The organism is Actinoplanes sp. NPDC051537 (assembly GCF_055586105.1).
Genome location: NZ_JBVJIU010000028.1, coordinates 14,214 through 30,708 on the forward strand (window position 1 = coordinate 14,214; position 16,495 = coordinate 30,708).

Annotated in this window: 12 protein-coding genes and 1 pseudogene; 6 read left to right on the forward strand and 7 right to left on the reverse strand. The window is 72.2% G+C overall.

Translation table 11 applies throughout. The features are described 5' to 3' along the window. The 5 genes and pseudogenes from ACZ6TB_RS44825 to ACZ6TB_RS44845 form a co-directional block, all read right to left on the reverse strand. Positions 1–1,167 (reverse strand): annotated as a pseudogene (locus ACZ6TB_RS44825) (hypothetical protein); the annotation flags it as partial. An 18-nt stretch (positions 1,168–1,185) separates the two neighbouring features. Then, positions 1,186–2,715 carry an AMP-binding protein gene (locus ACZ6TB_RS44830; protein WP_465566681.1) on the reverse strand — a complete coding sequence of 510 codons (1,530 nt, stop codon included), beginning with the start codon at positions 2,713–2,715 and terminating at the stop codon, positions 1,186–1,188. Continuing rightward, entirely contained in the window at positions 2,715–3,926 is a 1,212-nt protein-coding gene (locus ACZ6TB_RS44835; protein WP_465566894.1) for an acyl-CoA dehydrogenase family protein, read from the reverse strand. Before ACZ6TB_RS44835 ends, ACZ6TB_RS44830 begins: the two co-directional genes overlap by 1 nt. Positions 3,927–3,974: 48 nt before the next feature. Further along, a complete protein-coding gene (locus tag ACZ6TB_RS44840; protein WP_465566683.1) occupies positions 3,975–4,808 on the reverse strand; it encodes a MaoC/PaaZ C-terminal domain-containing protein in 834 nt (277 codons plus the stop codon). Positions 4,809–4,811: 3 nt separating this feature from the next. Beyond that, positions 4,812–6,137 (reverse strand): 3-oxoacyl-ACP reductase, encoded by a 1,326-nt coding sequence (locus ACZ6TB_RS44845; protein ID WP_465566686.1) that lies wholly within the window; start codon positions 6,135–6,137, stop codon positions 4,812–4,814. A 46-nt stretch (positions 6,138–6,183) separates the two neighbouring features. Here ACZ6TB_RS44845 and ACZ6TB_RS44850 point away from each other — a divergent pair, with 46 nt between their 5' ends. Beyond that, complete coding sequence (locus ACZ6TB_RS44850; RefSeq protein WP_465566689.1) at positions 6,184–7,461, forward strand: acetyl-CoA C-acetyltransferase; 1,278 nt, start codon at positions 6,184–6,186, stop codon at positions 7,459–7,461. Here ACZ6TB_RS44850 and ACZ6TB_RS44855 read toward each other — a convergent pair. Next, positions 7,431–9,674 (reverse strand): putative bifunctional diguanylate cyclase/phosphodiesterase, encoded by a 2,244-nt coding sequence (locus tag ACZ6TB_RS44855; RefSeq protein ID WP_465566692.1) that lies wholly within the window; start codon positions 9,672–9,674, stop codon positions 7,431–7,433. The two genes, ACZ6TB_RS44850 and ACZ6TB_RS44855, sit on opposite strands and share 31 nt — an antisense overlap. A gap of 171 nt (positions 9,675–9,845) precedes the next feature. Between ACZ6TB_RS44855 and ACZ6TB_RS44860 the strand changes: the two genes are divergently transcribed. Both ACZ6TB_RS44860 and ACZ6TB_RS44865 read left to right on the forward strand, forming a co-directional pair. Continuing rightward, positions 9,846–11,435, forward strand: coding sequence for an MFS transporter (locus tag ACZ6TB_RS44860; protein ID WP_465566694.1), 1,590 nt, complete (start codon positions 9,846–9,848; stop codon positions 11,433–11,435). A 22-nt stretch (positions 11,436–11,457) separates the two neighbouring features. Further along, on the forward strand, positions 11,458–12,066 hold the full coding sequence (locus tag ACZ6TB_RS44865) for a TetR/AcrR family transcriptional regulator (protein ID WP_465566696.1): 609 nt from the start codon (positions 11,458–11,460) through the stop codon (positions 12,064–12,066). A 354-nt stretch (positions 12,067–12,420) separates the two neighbouring features. Here the strand turns inward: ACZ6TB_RS44865 and ACZ6TB_RS44870 are convergent, their stop codons facing one another. Further along, entirely contained in the window at positions 12,421–13,557 is a 1,137-nt protein-coding gene (locus ACZ6TB_RS44870) for an FAD-dependent monooxygenase (protein WP_465566698.1), read from the reverse strand. A 75-nt stretch (positions 13,558–13,632) separates the two neighbouring features. Between ACZ6TB_RS44870 and ACZ6TB_RS44875 the strand changes: the two genes are divergently transcribed. From ACZ6TB_RS44875 to ACZ6TB_RS44885, 3 genes are all read left to right on the forward strand, one after another. Further along, positions 13,633–14,202: a TetR/AcrR family transcriptional regulator gene (locus ACZ6TB_RS44875; RefSeq protein ID WP_465566701.1), complete on the forward strand. Its 570-nt coding sequence runs from the start codon at positions 13,633–13,635 to the stop codon at positions 14,200–14,202. A gap of 16 nt (positions 14,203–14,218) precedes the next feature. Then, positions 14,219–14,728 carry a P-loop nucleotide/nucleoside kinase family protein gene (locus ACZ6TB_RS44880; RefSeq protein ID WP_465566703.1) on the forward strand — a complete coding sequence of 170 codons (510 nt, stop codon included), beginning with the start codon at positions 14,219–14,221 and terminating at the stop codon, positions 14,726–14,728. A gap of 203 nt (positions 14,729–14,931) precedes the next feature. Next, entirely contained in the window at positions 14,932–16,266 is a 1,335-nt protein-coding gene (locus tag ACZ6TB_RS44885; protein WP_465566706.1) for a cellulose binding domain-containing protein, read from the forward strand. Positions 16,267–16,495: the final 229 nt, after the last annotated feature.

Sequence of the window (16,495 nt, forward strand, 5' to 3'; positions counted from 1 at the left end):
GTCGGCGGGGCGGGAAGCGTCGGCGGGGCGGGAAGCGTCGGCGGGGCGGGAAGCGTCGGCGGGGCGGGAAGCGTCGGCGGGGCGGGAAGCGTCGGCGGGGCGGGAAGCGTCGGCCGGGCCGGAAGCGTCGGCCGCGCCGGAAGCGTCGGCCGCGCCGGAAGCGTCGGCCGGGCGGGACGCGTCACCCGCCGGGGAGGCGAGCGCGACGTCGGCCGAGTCGCGGGCCGACATCAGGAGCGCGCGAGTCCGATGCGTCGCCGCCGCGATCAGCCAGCCCGAGTCGGGCGGCAGGGCCGCCACCGCGTCGTCCATCACGCGCATCGCCTCCTCGAGGCGGCCCGAGCGCTTCAGGGCGACGGCGCGGAACGGCTGGCTGTACGCGAGCATCGACGGCACCACGCCGCGGGCCTGCAAGGACGATGTGTAGTGCTCGATGTCGACCGACGCCCCGGCGGGGTCGGCTCGGTCGGCCCGGGCGCAGGCGGCCATCAGCAGGGCCATGTCGCGCCACGCGTCGGCCTCCTCGCCGGAGGCCTCGGCCGCCGCCTGCACGGCGAACCACTCGGCCCGGGCGGTGTGCCGCTCGGCCTCGGCGACCTGGCCGACCTGATACAGCTCGAGCGCCCAGTGCAGGTGCATCTCGCCGAGGTTGGTGAGCCACATCGAGCGGTTGCCGTTCTGCGCCGGGTCGGCCGCGCTGATCTCGTACGCCGCCTCGTACTGCGGGCCGGCCAGCTCGTAGAGGCGCAGCTGGAGGTAGCCGACGGCGATGCCGACCCGGGCGTTGACCGCCGCGATCGGGTCGGCCGTCTCCGCCGACACCAGGCGCTCGGCCAGCGTCAGATCCCGCAGCGCGGCGTCCACGTCGTACTCGTCGATGTCCTCCTCGCCGAGCCGCAGCCGCTCGGAGGCCCGGGTCGAGAGCGCCGCCGCCCGCCAGCCGTTGCTGCCCTCGCGGTCGGCGGCCCGCAGCATGTGCTCGACCGCCCGGAGCACCGAGCGCAGGTCACCCTGGACGATCAGGGCGACGACGCGGACGAAGTGGAAGCACGCGAGATCACTTCCGGGCAGGCGGAGGAGCGTTTCGGCCTCGGTCAGCACCGCGTCGGCCTCGCCGGCCTGCGCCCGTTCCAGCAGGCGTTCGGCCCGCCGCGAGGGGTCCTGCATGGGCGATGCTCCAGAGGATCAGTGGGGAAGCTCGCGTTTCAGCACCTTACCGGTGGCGTTCCGGGGGAGCGAGGGGAGGAAGACGATATCGCGCGGCACACAGAACCGGGCGCGGTGGCGGCGGACGTGGTCGCGGATGGCGTCGGCGTCGAGAGCGGCGGCCGGGCGGAGCACGACGTACGCGGCGAGCCGCTGGCCGTACTCGTCGTCCGGCACCCCGATCACGGCGCATTCGAGCACCCCCGGCAGGTCCGCGAGCAGGCCCTCGACCTCGGACGGGAACACGTTCTCCCCGCCCGAGACGATCATGTCGTCCTCGCGGCCGTCGACGAAGACCCGGCCGGCGGCGTCGACGTGCCCGAGGTCGCCGGTGGCGAGCAGGCCGTCGCGCAGCTCGCGCGCGGTGCCGTTGGTGTAGCCCTCGAAGAGCATCTCGTTGCCGACGAAGAGCCGCCCGGTCTCACCCTGCGGGACGATCGTCCCCTCCGGACCGACGACGGCCACCGCGGTCCCGTGCGGCGGGCGCCCGGCGGTGTCCGGCGCGGCCCGCAGATCCTCCGGCGTCGCGATCGAGGCCCAGGACGCCTCGGTCGAGCCGTACAGGTTGTAGAGGATGTCGCCGTAGCGGTCCATGAACCGCGTGGCGAGCCCGCCGGGCAGGGCCGAGCCGCTCACCGCGGCGATCGAGAGGGGTGGGAGCGGAAGGTCCGGCGGCAGCTCCATCAGGTTCTGGAGCATCACCGGTACGGCGATCAGCGCCGTGCAGCCCTCGGAGCGCATCGCGGCGAGAGCGGCCGGCGGGTCGAACCGCTCCCGCAGCACCACGGTCGCCCGCAGGGCCAGCGCGATCTGGAGCCCCGCGTAGCCCCACGTGTGGAAGAGCGGCGCCGCGATCATCATCCGTGTCCCGGCCCGCAGCGGGATGCGGTCGATGATCGAGCACAGCGGCGAGAACCCGCTCGGCGTCGGCCGCTGCGCCCCCTTGGGCATCCCGGTGGTCCCCGACGTCAGCACGATGGTCCGCCCGGCGCGGGGCGGCGGCGACAGCGTCACCGGCGGGACGGACGCGATCAGATCGGCGAGCCGATCCGTCCCGATCGCGCCACTGAACCCGGTCAGAAGGTGGGCGAACCGCGGATCGTGGATCACGGCTTTCAGACCCTGCGCGGCGATCACGTCGGAGAGCTGGGAGAAGGACAGCCCAGTGTTGATCAGAACCGGATCGGCGCCGACCGAGGCGATCCCGACCAGGGCGACGACCATGTCGGCCGAGTTGCGGCACAGGACACCGACCCGGTCACCGGCGGCGACCGGCAGCGCGCCGGCCAGCCGCGACGAGCGATCGAGCAGATCGCCGTACGTGTAGGAACCGGTGTTGTCGATGACCGCGACCTGCGACGACGACCGCGCCGCCGCCTGCCGCAGCTCCCCGGCCAGCCCGTAGCCCCACGTCCCGAGCGCCTGGAACTGCCGCACGATGCGTTGCGGGGGCGCCGGCCTCAGCAGCCCCCGCCGCGCCATGGTGGCGAGTACGAACGGCCCGGGCATCACCGGATCTGCATTCCCGAGATGGCGCGGGAGATCACCAGCCGCTGGATCTCGCTGGTCCCCTCGAAGATCGTGTAGATCTTGGCGTCCCGGAACATCCGCTCGACCGGATGCTCGCGCAGGTAGCCGGCCCCGCCGAGGATCTGCACCGCCTTCTCGGTGACCGCCACCGCGACCTCGCCCGCCTTGAGCTTGGACATCGAGCCCTCGCCGGCGACGAACGGCCGGTCGTTGCGGCCCATCCAGGCCGCCCGCCAGACCAGCAGCCGGGCCGCGTCGATCTCCATCTTCATGTCGGCGAGCGCGAACGCGATGGCCTGGTTCTCGATGATCGGGCGGCCGAACTGCACCCGGTTCTTGGCGTACTCCAGCGCGTACTCGTAGGCGCCCCGCGCGATGCCGATCGCCTGCGCGCCGACCGCCGGCCGGGAGAGCTCGAACGTCCGCATCGCCGCCTGCCGCGTCGCCCGCTGCCCCGACCGGGCCCGGGCGAGCCGCTCGTCGAGCGCCTCCTTGCCGCCGAGCAGGCACGAGCCCGGCACCCGCACGTCGTCGAGGAACACGTCGGCGGTGTGCGAGGCGCGCAGCCCCAGCTTCTTGAGCTTGCGGGTGCCGACCAGCCCGGCGGTGCCCGGCGGCACGATGAACGCGGCCTGCCCGCGCGAGCCGAGCGACGGGTCGACCGACGCGGTGACGACGTGCACGTTCGCGATGCCGCCGTTGGTCGCGTACGCCTTCTGCCCGTTCAGCACCCATTCGTCGGTGGCCTCGTGGTAAACCGCCCGGCTGCGCATCGCTCCCACGTCGGAACCGGCCTCGGGCTCGGTCGTGCAGAACGCCGCCACCGCCGGCTCGGCCGTGTCGCCGAAGCACTGCGGCACCCACTCGACCAGCTGCTCGGGCGTGCCGGAGCCGTAGATCGCCGCGACCGCGAGCGAGGTGCCGGAGAGCGCCATGGCGATGCCGCCGTCGCCCCAGAACAGCTCCTCGTTGACCAGCGGCAGGCTCAGCCCGCTCATGTCCGACCACGTGGTGACCAGGAACTCGAAGCCGTACAGCCCGATCTTCGCGGCCTCCTGGATGATCGGCCAGGGCGTTTCCTCGCGCTCGTCCCACTCGGACGCGGCGGGCCGGATCACGCCCTCGGCGAACCCGTGAACCCAGTCCCGCAGGTCGGTTTGCTCCTCGTTGAGGTCGAGCCAGAACTCCATGCGCGCGGACACCCCTCCGACGAAACCGGAATTTACCCGCCGGTAACGTTACGGTGGCGTAACTTGGCCCGCAAGATGCGGCCGCTTGCCGTCGAGCCGGAAGGTGACGCCCCCGCCGGCGAAGGCGGAGGAGAAGGAAACCGTGGACGGCAGCAGGATCGGCTGATTGAACGCGACGTCCACGGTGTACGCCGCGGGCAGCCGTCCCTCGAGCGCCGCGAGGCCGCGGGCCTTGCTCCACATGCCGTGCGCGATCGGCCGGGGGAAGCCGAACAGCCGGGCCCCGATCCGCGAGGTGTGGATCGGGTTGTGGTCCCCGGAGACCGCGGCGTAGCCGGTGCCCACGCGCGGCGTGACGCGCCAGCGGGCGGTCGGGGCCGGGGCGGGCGGCTGGTCGCGCTGGGCGGGCCCGTCGCGCCTGGTTCCGTTTTTCGAGAGGTACGTCGAGACGCCCGTCCACACCTGTTCACCGGACGCGAAGGCGGTCGCCACGACGTCGAAGACCCGGCCCCGGTCATGGGGGCGGAGCCGTTCGGCGCGGACCACGAGGTCGAGCGGCTCCCCGGCGTCGATCGGCCGCTCGACCGTGATGCGGTTGGCCACGTGCACGATGCCGACCACCGGGAACGGGAAGTCCGCGGCCGCCATCAGCGTCATCGCCAGCGGGAACGCCAGCACGTGCGGGTAGGTGGCGGGCAGCGTGTCGGTCAGCCGGAACCCGCACACCCGGTCGTAGCGCGCGAGGTGGTCGCGGTCGACGGTCACGCCGCGGCGCGCGATCTCGCGGTCGGGCAGGTCGTCGCCGCGACGCGAGGGCAGCAGGCCGAGAGCCGCCTTGAGGTAGATGCCGCGCGGGTCCCGGTCGAGCTCGACGACGGCCACGGCTCACGCCCCCAGCAGGCTCTGGCCGCAGACCCGCACCACGTTGCCGGTCACGGTGGCCGAGCCGGGCGACGCGTACCAGGAGATGGTCTCGGCCACGTCGATCGGCAGCCCGCCCTGCGACATGCTGTTCATCCGCCGGCCCGCCTCGCGCAGGAACAGCGGCATCTTCGCGGTCATGGCCGTCTCGATGAAGCCCGGCGCCACCGCGTTGATCGTGATGCCGCGGCCGGCGAGCACCGGCGCCATCGACTGCACCAGCCCGATCACGCCGGCCTTGCTGGTGGCGTAGTTGGTCTGGCCCCGGTTGCCGGCGATGCCGGCGATCGAGGCGACCCCGACCAGCCGGCCGCCCTCGTGGATCACACCGCGCTCGAGCAGCAGGTCGTTGATCCGCTCCTGGCTGGACAGGTTCACGTCGATCACCGAGTCCCAGCGGGTCTCGTCCATCCGGGCGATCGTCTTGTCGCGGGTGATGCCGGCGTTGTGCACCAGGATGTCGAGGCCGGTGAGGTGCCCGGCGAGCCGCTCGGCGGCGTCCGGCGCGGTGAGGTCGAGCTGGATGGCCCGGCCGCGCACGTCGTTGGCGACCCCGGCCAGCGCGTCGCCGGCGGCGGGCACGTCGAGCACGATCACGTCGGCGCCGTCGCGGGCCAGCACCCGGGCGATGGCCGCGCCGATGCCCCGGGCGGCGCCGGTGACCAGGGCGGTCTTTCCGGCGAGCGGGTGGTCCCAGTCGGCGGGGGCGGGCGCGCTGCCGGCGCCGACGCGGATGACCTGACCGGAGACGTACGCGGACCGGCCGCTCACCAGGAAGCGCAGGGTGGACTCGATCGCGCCCTCGCCGCCGGGCGCCACGTAGACGAGCTGGCTGGTGATGCCCCGGCCGAACTCCTTGCCGATGCTGCGGGTGAGCCCCTCCAGGGCGCGCTGGGCCGTCGCCTCGCGCGGGTTCGCCGCGGCCTCGGGCGGGGTCCCGAGCACGATGACCCGCCCGCTCGCCTTCCCGCTGCGGGCCACCGGGTGAAAGAAGTCGTAGAGGGCCCGCAAGCCGGTCGAGTCGGTGATGCCGGTGGCGTCGAAGATCAGCGCGCCGTAACGGATCCCCTCGTCGGCGGTCTCGGTCACCGGGGCGCCGGCCGCTTCCAAGAGCTTCGCGACCGGCCCCGACAAGCGTCCCCCGGGGGCCGCGCCGAGCAGCACCGGGCCGTCGGCGAGGGGGTCGCCGGCGCGGTAACGCCGCAGGCGGGGCGGGTCGGGAAGCCCCAGCCGCTTCACCACGCCACGCCCGACACCGGAGTTCGCGAAGTTCGCGTACCTGTCACCCATGGGCGTAGCCTACTCGTCAGTAGCGTTCCGGTCAGGGGAGGTTGTCGTGCAGAGCGTGCGTCGCGTCGCGGTGCTGGGTGGGAACCGGATTCCGTTCGCCCGGTCCAACTCGAAGTACGCCGAGGCCTCGAACCAGGACATGCTGACCGCCGCCCTCGACGGCCTGGTCGCCCGGTTCGGCCTCGCGGGGGAGCGGCTCGGCGAGGTGGTGGCGGGCGCCGTGCTCAAGCACTCGCGCGACTTCAACCTGACCCGCGAGACCGTGCTCGGGTCCCGGCTCGACCCGCGGACCCCGGCGTACGACATCCAGCAGGCCTGCGGCACCGGCCTCGAGGCCGCCATCCTGGTCGCCAACAAGATCGCCCTCGGCCAGATCGACGCCGGCGTGGCCGGCGGCGTAGACACGACGTCCGACGCGCCGCTGCAGCTCAACGAGGACATGCGCCGCGCGCTGCTGGCGCTCAACCGGGCGCGCACGGTCGGCGACCGGCTCAAGGCCGCGTCCCGGCTGCGGCCGCAGCAGGCGTTCCTGCCGGCCGTCCCGCGCAACGCCGAGCCCCGCACCGGACTGTCCATGGGCGACCACGCCGCGATCACCGCGCTCAAGTGGGGCGTCGCCCGGGAGGCGCAGGATGAGCTGGCGCTGGCCTCGCACCGGCGGCTGGCCGCGGCGTACGACCGCGGATTCTTTGATGATCTTCTGACGCCCTATCTGGGGCTCACCCGGGACCAGAACCTGCGCGCCGACACGACGCTGGAGAAGCTCGCGAAGCTCAAGCCGGTGTTCGGCCAGGACGAGGCGACGATGACGGCGGGCAACTCGTCGCCGCTGACCGACGGCGCCTCGACCGTGCTGCTGTCCTCGGCGGAGTGGGCCGAGGCGCGCAACCTGCCGGTGCGGGCCTGGTTCGTCGACGGCGAGGACGCGGCGGTCGACTTCGTGCACGGCGAGGAGGGGCTGCTCATGGCCCCGGCCTACGCGGTGCCGCGGCTGCTCGCCCGCAACGGGCTCACCCTCCAGGACTTCGACTTCTACGAGATCCACGAGGCGTTCGCGTCGCAGGTGCTGGCCACCCTCGCCGCCTGGGAGTCGCCCGTGTTCTGCAAGGAGAAGCTCGGGCTGGACGCGCCGCTCGGCTCGATCGACCGGGACAAGCTCAACGTCAACGGCTCGTCGCTGGCGGCCGGCCACCCGTTCGCGGCGACCGGCGGCCGGATCGTGGCGACCCTGGCCAAGCTGCTCGCCGAGAAGGGCTCGGGCCGCGGCCTGATCTCCATCTGCGCGGCCGGCGGTCAGGGCGTGGTGGCCATCCTCGAGCGCTGAGCCATCAGCTGCGTCGCCTCGAACTCCTCCGGCGGCATCGGCCTGCCGAACGCGAAGCCCTGCAGCAGCGGGCAGCCCGCCGCGCGCAACGCCTCGACGTCGGCCGCCTCCTCGACGCCCTCGGCCACCGCCGACATGCCCAGCGAACGGGCCAGCCAGAGCACGGCCTGGATGATCGACGACTTGGTCGGGTCGGCGGCGAGGCCGGCCACGAACGAGCGGTCCAGCTTCACCACGTCGGCCGGGATCGACTGCAGCCAGGTCAGCGAGCTGTAACCGGTCCCGAAATCGTCGAGCGCGATGCGTACGCCCAGGGTCTTGATGATCTCCAGACGCTCCCGGACGTCGCCCGACGAGCCCAGCATCGCGGTCTCGGTGATCTCCAGGACCAGGCGGCTCGGGTCGAGCTCGGGGCTGGCCGCGAGCAGGTCGGCGAGCAGCGGCACGAAGTCCGGCTCGGCCAGCTGGCGCGGGCTCACGTTGACCGTGACGTACCGCAGGTCGTGGCGCCAGGCCAGCAGCTGCCGCAGCGCCGAGATCAGCACGTGCTCGCCGAGCGGCACGATCAGGCCGGTCTCCTCGGCGGCCGGGATGAACACGTTCGGCCCGTGGATCTTGCCGTCCGGGGTGCGCAGGCGCACCAGCGTCTCGGCCCCCACGACCTCGCCGGTCTCGGCCGACACGATCGGCTGGAACCAGACCGGCAGCGTCCGCGCGCGCTCGCCGCCGAGCGCCTCGCGCAGCAGCTTCTCGCCGACGATCCGGGCGTGCACGTCGACGCGCATCTGGTCGCTGAAGACGGCCAGGCGGTTGCCGCCGGCGCGCTTGGCCGCGTACATGGCGGTGTCGGCGGCCAGCACGGCCTCCTCGGCCCCGGCGGCGGTCGCGGCCAGGGCCACGCCGACGCTGGCCGACAGGGAGAGCACGTTGTCGCCGACCGGCAGCGGCTCGGCGAACGCCGACACCACCGCGAGCCCGGTCAGCTCGCCCACCTCGAGGTCGCCGGGGAACGCGGCGACGAACTCGTCGCCGCCGAAGCGCGCCAGCAGCGAGCCGGCCGGGACGGCGCCGGCCAGGCGCCCGGCGAGCGCGCGCAGCACGGCGTCGCCGGCCGAGTGCCCGGAGCCGTCGTTGATCGACTTGAATCGGTCGACGTCGAGGTAAAGCACCGACGCGGGCTCGGCGCCAGCCGCCATCATCGCGGCCAGGTCCTGGTCGAAGCCCTCGCGGGAGAGCAGCCCGGTCAGCGAGTCGTGCCGCACCTGGCGCCGCAGCTCGTCCTGGTGCAGGCGGCTGCGGGTGACGTCGATGCAGTTCACGAAGATCAGGCGGAGCCGGCCGTTGTTGTCGTGCAGGGAGGTGCTGTGCACCTCGACCCACATGGTCGAGCCGTCGTCGTGCCGGCGGTAGGCGCGGGTCTCGACCGCCGAGTCGCGCTCGACCAGCTCGCCGAACAGCGGCGGCAGCCCGGTCTCGAGCGGGGTGATCGGGAGGTCCTTGACGGCGAAGCCCTCGGGGAGCTCGTCCGGCAGACCCAGCCAGGTGCGGTACGCGGAGTTCGTGCGCAGCAGGTGACCGTCCGGCGCGATCATGGCCATCGGCACGGGCGTCTCGTCGAAGGACACGTTGAGCTGGGCCTGGCTCTCGTCCAGGTTCTCCTGGGCGCGGCGCTCCTCGGTGACGGTCAGATGCCAGCCGATCACCTGGAACCCGGCGGCGAGCAGGACCGCGACGCCGTGCAGCAGCGCCCACAGCAGCGGGTGCAGCTGGGCGCCGTGGTGGTCGAACGTGCGGTCGTTGACCAGCGAGCCGAACAGGCCGTGGTGCAGCGTGGTCGCGATCAGGAACATGCCGAACGGCGCCCAGTCCCGGTAGAGGGCCAGCGCGGCGACGGCGATGAAGAAGGAGAAGTGCGCCTCGGTGATGCCGTGGCACATGGCGACGAAGCCGGCGCAGACCGCGGTCATGCCGATGGCGACCGCGATCGAGGGCAGCCGGCGGCCGGGGAGGCGGACGGCGGCGACGACCGACGCCAGCGAGAGCAGGAACGTCCAGAGCCAGGCGCCGGTCATGCCCTCGGTGAACGCGCCGAACAGGGTCAGGCCCACCACCGTGGCGGCGAGCAGCAGCGTCAGCAGGTGGTGACGCCGCGCCCAGTCCTCGTCGCGCAGGCTGCCCCCCGAGGGGAACCAGCTCGGTCTCCTGTTCGTCACGTGCGATTCATCGGCCCGAATCACGCCGCGAGCAGAGTCTTCCGGGGAGCGGGTCGGTTGCCTTGGTGATCGTCGGCACATTCCGATACGGAGACGTTCCGTTTCGCCGCGATCGGGTCTACGGTTCTCCTTGAATACGGAACAGTCTCGTATCAAAACGTGGGGACCCTCATGGACACTCCAGTAGCTACCCAAGCCGGGCACCCCCGGCGCTGGGCGATCCTCGGCGTGCTGGTCATCAGCCTGCTCGTGGTCGTGCTCGACAACACGGTGCTCAACGTCGCGCTGCGCACCATCGCCGACCCGCAGCACGGGCTCGGCGCCACCCAGAGTCAGCTCGAGTGGGCCATCAACTCGTACACCCTGGTCTTCGCCGGCCTGCTCTTCACCGCCGGCATCCTGGCCGACCGTCTCGGCCGCCGCATCACCCTGATGACCGGCCTCGCCATCTTCGGCGTGGCGTCCCTGGTCTCGGCCTATGCGGACTCGCCCGGCCAGCTGATCGGCGCCCGCGCCCTCATGGGCCTCGGCGCGGCGGCGGTCATGCCGGCCACCCTCTCGATCATCGCGAACGTCTTCGAGCCCCGCGAGCGTGGCCGGGCCATCGGTGTCTGGGCGGGCGCGGTCGGCCTCGGCGTCGCGATCGGCCCGATCGTCGGCGGCCTCCTGCTCGAGCACTTCTGGTGGGGCTCGGTCTTCCTGATCAACGTGCCGATCGTCGTGATCGGCGTGGCGCTGGTCGCCATCCTGGTGCCGGAGTCGCGTGACCCGCGGCCGGGCCGCATCGACGTCCTCGGCGTCATCCTGTCGATCATCGGGCTCAGCCTGGTCACGTACGGCGTGATCAAGGGTGGCGAGGACGGCTTCGGCGACGCCCTGGCCTGGGGCACGCTCGGCGGCGGCGTCCTCGTGATGATCGCGTTCGTCCTCTGGGAGCGGCGGGTCGCGTTCCCGTCCCTGGACGTGCGCCTCTTCGCCAACAAGCAGTTCTCGGCCTCGACCGGCATCATCGGCCTGATCTTCTTCGCGGCCATGGGCGCGATGTTCTTCGGCGCCTTCTACCTTCAGCTCGTACGGGGTTACGGGCCGCTCGCGTCCGGCGCGTTGTTCCTGCCGTTCGCGGCCGCCCAGATGGTGTTCGCCCCGCGCAGCGCGGCCATGGTCAAGCGGTTCGGCCCCAAGGCCGTCGCCACCACCGGCCTCATCCTGGTCGCGATCGGCCTGAGCACGTGGGTGTTCGTCGGCGCCACCACGCCGATCTGGGTCGTCGCCGCCGCGTACTTCGTGATGGGCGTCGGCATGGCCAACGTGATGCCGCCCGCCACCGAGGCGATCATGGCGTCGCTGCCCCGCGAGAAGGCGGGCGTCGGCTCCGCGGTGAGCAACACGATCCGGCAGCTCGGCGGCGCCCTCGGCGTCGCGGTGCTCGGCGCGGTGCTCTCCTCGGTCTACCGCGACCACCTCGGCAGCGCCACCGACGGCCTCCCCGCCGCCGCGGCGGACGCCGCTCGCGAGTCGATCTCCGGCGCCTACGGCGTGGCCGAGCGGGCCGGGGCCGCGGGTCAGACCCTGATCCAGGGTGCGAACGACTCGTTCATCACCGCCATGCACTACGCGTCGGTCGGCAGCGCGATCTTCGCGGTGCTCGGCGCGCTCGTCGCGGTCGTCTGGGTTCCCGGCAAGCGCCCGGCCGCGGCTCCCGCGCCCACCTCGGCCGAGGGTCTGGCCGAGGAGCAGGGCGTGGAGCTGGTCGAGGCGTGACGCGTCGGTCACAATGAACGCCATGACGACGGCTGTTTCCGAGGTCGGCCCGGAGCGTAAGGCTCCGGGCCGGCCCCGCAGCGCGCAGGCCGACGAGGCCATCCTCGACGCCGTGCTGGAGCTGCTCAGCGCCGGCCAGAGCGTGGCCGCCATCTCCATCGAGGCGGTGGCGGCCAAGGCCGGCGTCGGCAAGGCCACCATCTATCGCCGGTGGTCGAACAAGGAGGCGCTGCTCATCGACGCGGTGGCCTCGATGAAGAACCCGCTGCCACCCCCGCGCGGCGAGTCCGTCCGCGACGACCTGATCATGCTGGTCAAGGCCAACCGCTCGGGGCGCGCGCTGCGCTACGGCCAGGCGACGGTGTGCCTGCTGCCCGAGTTCCTGAAGGACGAGCAGCTGCACGACATGTACCAGGCGGTCATCGAGCCCCGCCGCGACGTGATGCGCCAGGTGATCCGCCGCGGCGTCGAGAACGGCGAGCTGCGGGCCGACCTCGACGTCGAGCTCACGCTCCTGATGATCTCGGGCCCGTCGATGATGCAGAACATGTTGCGCTGGAACCCGGCGATCAACGAGGAAGGCTTCGCCGAGTCCCTGGTCGACGCCGTCCTCCGCGGCGCGGCCGCCTGAATTACCCGCTCGTGGGCGGCCGGTTCGCGGTCCGCCCACCAGCGCTCTCGCCGGCAATGCGCCCACCGCCCCGCGCATGCCTCTTCCGCGCGGCGAGTCCTGTTCCGCGCGCTGATCCTTCTTCCGCGCGGCGAGTCCTGTTCCGCGCGCTGATCCTTCTTCCGCGCGCCGAGTCCTGTTCCGCGCGCTGAACCTTCTTCCGCGCGGCGAGTCTTGTTCCGCGCGCTGAACCTTCTTCCGCGCGGCGAGTCCTGTCTCCGCGCCTCGAGTTCCGTTACGCGCGCTGAGTTCTCTTCCGCCGGCCCTTGTTCTCCTTGGCCCGCAAATCCGAAATTCCGGTTTTGCGCCCGGCTCTCATCTCGGGGCGTCGGCGGTCTTTTCCCCGCGTGCCGCCAGCACGCACGATGCCGCGTTCCGGACCGCGAGTCCCGACCGGGTGCGGGGGACCAGCAAGGCCGCCGCCAGGCCCGCGGCCCTCTTCTTCGGGTCGGTGCGGCGGCGGTGCTCCGACTCGTAACGGGCCAGCGCCACGGCCGGATCCGCGCTCCCGGCCAGGGCGCTGGCGAGCGTGCGGGCGCCGGCCATCGCGAGGCTCGAGCCGTCGCCGAACAGCGACACCGACGCCGCCGCGTCACCGAGCAGCGTCACCCGCCCACGCGACCAGCCCGGCAGGTCGACTCGGCTGACGCCATCGAAATACAGATCATCGGCCGCGGCGACCCGGTCCAGGTAGTGGGGCACGAGCCAGGCGCGATCCCGCCCGTACGCGTCAAGCACCGCCTTTTTGTGCGAAGCCGTGTCCCGGTGATCGAAGCCCGGGATCGCGCCGCTCCGGAAGATGAAGGCGATCAGCGCCCGGCCGCGTGACGGGTGCACCCCGAGCAGCCGCCCGGGACTGTTGTAGAGCAGCACCTCGCCGGGGTTGTCGACCGGCTCGTCGACCGGCAGCGTCGCCACGTAGAGCCCGAGATGCCGGATGAAGCGCTCCTCGGGGCCGAACGCCAGCCGCCGGACCGTCGAGTGGAGCCCGTCCGCCCCCACCACGAGGTCGAACCGCCGCGGTCGCTCGTTCTGGAAGGTCACGTCGACCCCGCCCGCGTCCGGCGCCATCGCGGTGATCGTGTCGTCGAAGAGGAACTCGGCATGGTCGCGGGCCGCCCCGTACAGGATCGAAGCAAGATCGGCCCGAGGCACCTCGATCTCCCTCGTCCCGGCCGCGCTGCGGCCGGCGCTCATCGGGATCCGTTGCCGCCGCCGGCCGCGCGAGTCGATCAGGCGCATCGCGGTGACCGTGGTGGCCGCCTCCCGCAGCCGCGGGATCACGCCCATCTCCTCGGCGACCGGCAGCGCGGGACCTCGGACGTCGACGGGGTTGCCGCTCGAGCGCTGCCCTTCGGCGCGCTCCACGACCGTCGGCTGGAACCCGGCGCGGGCCAGCCAGTACGCGAGGGTCGGACCGGCCACGCCGGCTCCGGAGATCAGGATTCGCATGCCTCGACGATAGTTGCATCGAGTGCAGAAATGCAATGAGTGCCGTCTTGCCCTCGTTGCCGTATGCTGTCGGCTGTGTCACTGCGCGAACGGAAACAGGCCCGGACCAGGCAGGCGATCGTCGACGCCGCCATCTCGCTCTTCTCGGAACGGGGGTACGAGGGCACGACCGTCGCCGACATCGCGGCGGCGGCCGAGATCGGGACGCGCACGTTCTTCAGCTACTTCGCCAGCAAGGACGAGGTGCTGTTCCCGTCGAGCGCCGAGCGGATCTCGGCGTCGCTGCGCGCGATCGAGTCGAGGACGCCCGCCGAGGGGCCGGTCGACGTGCTGCTGCGGGGACTGCGCGAGGCGGCCGCGGCCGACGACGACCTGACCGGGCCGATGGCGCAGTTGCGGCTGCGGTTCATCCGGGACGTGCCGGCGGTCCGCGGGCGGGGGCTGCAGATCCAGTTCGAGGGGCAGCAACTCATCGGGGAGCATCTGGCGCTCGCGTTTCCCGATCGGCTCGACGCGATCAGCGGCGCGGCGCTGGCCGGCGCGCTGACGGGCGCGGTGACGGCGGCGCTGCTGGCCCTGGACGACCCCGATCCGGAGGCGTTGCAGGAGGCGGTCGGCCGGGCGTTCCGGGCGCTTGCCGCCTGATGGCACGATCCTGCCCATGATCGTATGGATCAACGGCGCGTTCGGCGCGGGCAAGACGACGACGGCCGGCCTGCTGGCCTCGCGCCTGCCGGATGCTTCGCTGTTCGACCCCGAGTACGTCGGCTACATGCTGAGCTCGTTCGTGACCTCGCCGACCGGCGACTTCCAGGACCTGGCCCTGTGGCGGCACCTGGTGGTCGAGACGATGGCCGGCCTGGACCGCGATCATCCCCGGGTCTGGGTCGCGCCGATGAGCCTGATCGACGCCGCGTACCGCTCGTCCATCCTCGGTGGACTCCGCGCCGCTGGGTCCGAGGTGCACGAGTTCATCCTCTCCGTCCCCGCCGACGCGCTGCGCACCCGAATCGACGCCGACGAGGTAGACACGAACGCCCGCGGCTGGCGCCTCGACCACATTGATCAGGCTCTCGAGACGTTCGCCGTTTTGTCCGACGCGGTCTTCATCGACGGCACGCGCACGCCGGAGCAGGTAGCCGAGGCGATCGCGTCCCGGCTCCCGGTCTGAGGGTCGCCCTCGTCCTCCTCCCGGCGCGGCTTCTTCCCGGCGCGGCTTCTTCCCGCCGCCCGATTCTGCGATCTCCCGCGCTGATTGCCTCGCTGCCCGCGTCGGGCCTATCATCGACGTTCAGCGATGGGAGCGCTCCCATTCGCCACGCCGCCGGCCGCCATCCACCCGCGCCCGGGGCGGCCGTCCGAAGGAGAACCGTCATGGCCGGGAACCGCCGCAGATCTCGATGGGTTCGTTTCCGCACCGGGCTGGCCGCCGCGGCCGCCGCCGGGCTGGTTCTGCTGGGCTTCCAGCTGCCGGCCGCCGGTGCCGACCCGGTCGTCGGCAATGCCACCTACTTCGATGCGCTCGGATCACCGTACGGCGGCTGCGGTCTGCCCCAATCGCAGCTCGACACGCAGGATTTCGTGGCGCTCAACGTCTACAACACGCCCGGCGACTACAACTTCTACCCGCGCCCGGTCACCGACGCTTCCAAGATCGGCGCCTGGAACAACGGCCTCAACTGCGGGCGCTTCGTCCAGGTGTCCATCGGCGACTACTGCACGGGGGTCAACGACGGCGCGCAGAACCAGGCGTTCTGCCGCAACGGCTCGTGGACCGCCGACGCCTACAACGGCGCCACCCTGACGATGACCGTCGCCGACAGCTGCGGCGACTCCAACGCCTGGTGCCGCGACGACCCGAACCACCTCGACCTGGCGAAGGACTCGCTCAACCGTTTCGCCAAGAGCGGCGCCGCGGTCGGTGACATGTACCCGAACCACTGGAACAACCGCCACATCAGCTGGTCCTACGTCCCCGCCCCGAACTACACCGGCGACGTGAAGATCGGCTTCCTCCAGGGCGCCCAGGCGTGGTGGCCCGCGATCGCCGTCTCCCACCTGGCCAACGGCATCCACGGCGTCGAGTACCTGACCGGCGGCACGTGGCAGAAGGCCACCATGAACAGCGACATGGGCCAGTCCTACATCATCGGCGGCCAAACCTCAGGATCAACAAGCTTCCAGATTCGCGTACGCGACGTGAACGACCAGCTGATCAACAACGGTCGCGTCTACAGCTTCGCCCTCCCCACCGCGTGCGGAACCCAGTGCTCGCAGCCCTACACCGCCACGACCTACACCACCAGCGACGGCGGCACGAGCTCCCCGTCCACGCCGCCGACCACCCCGTCAACCACCCCGCCGACCAGTCCGTCCACGTCCCCGCCCACCAGCCCGCCCACCACGGCCCCGTCAGGCGCCTGCACCGCCAGCTCCGCCGTAGTCAGCTCCTGGAACGGCGGCTTCCAATCCACCGTCACGGTCAAGGCGGGTAGCAGTCCCATCTCCGCCTGGACCGCCAAGTGGACCTTCACGAACGGCGAGCAGATAACCCAGCTGTGGAGCGCCGGCTACACCACGAGCGGCTCCACGGTGACGGTCAAGAACGCCGCCTGGAACGGCACCTTGGCCGCCAACGCCTCCACGACGTTCGGCTACACCGCCAGCGGCACACCCGCCGCCGTGACCATCACCTGCACCAGCCCGTAGCCGCCGCCCGCGGTCGCCGTTCCCGCTCGCGTGGTCGCGTGGTCGCGTGCTCGCGTGCTCGCGTGGCTCGTCCGCGGTCACCGTTCCCGCTCGTGTGGTCGCGTGCTCGCGACCCGCCTGCGGTAGCCGGTCCCGCTCGCGTGCTCGCGGCTTGCCGCCCGCCCGCGGTCGCTGTTCGCCGCTCGTCTTCGCTGTTCGCCGGCCCGCCACTCGATTGCGGGCCGGCGAA